The organism is Flavobacterium sp. W20_MBD1_R3, from assembly GCF_052119725.1.
Lineage (GTDB): Bacteria > Bacteroidota > Bacteroidia > Flavobacteriales > Flavobacteriaceae > Flavobacterium.
The window spans coordinates 1-1,398 of sequence record NZ_JBGQOR010000029.1 but is presented as its reverse complement, the minus strand read 5'-3'; the positions used below and the strand labels follow the sequence as shown (position 1 = coordinate 1,398).

The 1,398-nt window shown below is 28.9% G+C and carries 2 protein-coding genes; both read right to left on the bottom strand.

The features are described 5' to 3' along the window. Positions 1 to 99: 99 nt before the first annotated feature. The gene (locus ACEN2F_RS14630) at positions 100 to 519 is read right to left on the bottom strand and encodes a hypothetical protein (RefSeq protein WP_441740530.1); all 420 of its coding nucleotides are present in this window, start codon (positions 517 to 519) and stop codon (positions 100 to 102) included. 246 nt (positions 520 to 765) lie between these two features. Beyond that, positions 766 to 1,245 (bottom strand): hypothetical protein, encoded by a 480-nt coding sequence (locus ACEN2F_RS14625; protein ID WP_441740528.1) that lies wholly within the window; start codon positions 1,243 to 1,245, stop codon positions 766 to 768. Positions 1,246 to 1,398: the final 153 nt, after the last annotated feature.

The following is a 1,398-nucleotide window of genomic DNA, read 5'->3' as shown; positions in this document are numbered from 1 at the left end:
ACTCCATAAGTGTTCACGGACGTACAATCGGTTCCGTTCAACCCGGGTTTCATTGTTTGTGCTGCGCACGCAACGAAACCCTAGCTGTTAGCGGATGTCTTATTTACTACTTGTTATCTCAAAACTATTTGGAAAATTTTCTTTTTTTACGAAAAGTAATGAAATAAATGGAATAAATATTAAAGGCAATATTACTTTTTTGGCAATAATTAATTGAACAATTAAACCTGTAATTGCAATTCCTATAATAATTCCCAAACCTAATTTATAAGTAACACTTGCATTAATAGTTATAGTTATGTCTTGAGCATATTTTATATTTATCTCTTTTACAATAGTGGTATTTTCATTTTTAATCTGAATAATATTTTTTCCGCTTTCTGCAATAAATATTTGTCTGTTATTTACGCAATCAAGTTCAGCTTTAGATTTATTGTTAAAGAGTATTTCGTACTTATTACTTTTATTATAAATCCCAGTACTTTTAGACATTCTTACTATAATTTTACTTTCTGCCATTTTTAAAATTTTTATGGTTTGTTGTTATTTTTGAATAGTTTCTTTATTTCACATTGTTTTTTAATTCTCGTGAATTTTCCGCGAAGATATCCGCTAACGTCCCGCTGCTTTGAGATGGCTGGAAGTTCGTAACCGCTCAATTTTCGGCTTAACGAAAACTTGATGCGAAACGCTAATTCCACTAAACTCCAGCTAGCTCAAAACAGCTGTTGGCAAATCGGCTATTTTGTACTTTCCAATTAGTTTTTACGCTTCTGCTACTTTTTCCACTTCAGATTTCAGATTAAAAATTAGATTCAAAAGTATTATCGCAATAAAATTTATGCTTATTTCTGTGAATCCATTTAGATTATTTATGTCAATTCTTGCCATACTATGTCCAAACATAAAATTAATAATTGTGTCATTTGTCAAATTCAGTTTTATTCCACCGTAAATTCCAGCTGTAAAATGGAAAGCATATCCTAAAACACCAAAACCTACGATTTGGATTAATTGATTATAAATCGAAAGATTTAAGCCTTCAATATTCCGTTTTTTGAGTAATAAATATCCACAAAAAACTGAAAAACTGTACAAAAGAAAAATAGCTAATAAAAGTAGAAATATTCCGCCATTGATTTGAGTAAAATTTGGAAGAAATCTTATTGTATTTAGAATTCCGATTATTCCGCCAATCAATTGATAAAATCCTAAATATTTTATTTTCGGAGTAATTTTTTCCATTAACTAAGTTGTAATTTATTTCTTAAATATTTAAGATTCTCTTTTTATTCGTTTCGTTTTTTTTTAGCTGTTTGCCAACGTCAGTCTGTGAAAAAACTATCGTTTATTTCTTTCAAATATACTGTTTATTTCGAATAGTAAAGCAAGAAAAGT

Bases quoted from the DNA above. Each gene is read 5' to 3' on its own strand.
- ACEN2F_RS14625 (WP_441740528.1), bottom strand. From the start codon at position 1,245: ATGGAAAAAATTACTCCGAAAATAAAATATTTAGGATTTTATCAATTG.
- ACEN2F_RS14630 (WP_441740530.1), bottom strand. From the start codon at position 519: ATGGCAGAAAGTAAAATTATAGTAAGAATGTCTAAAAGTACTGGGATT.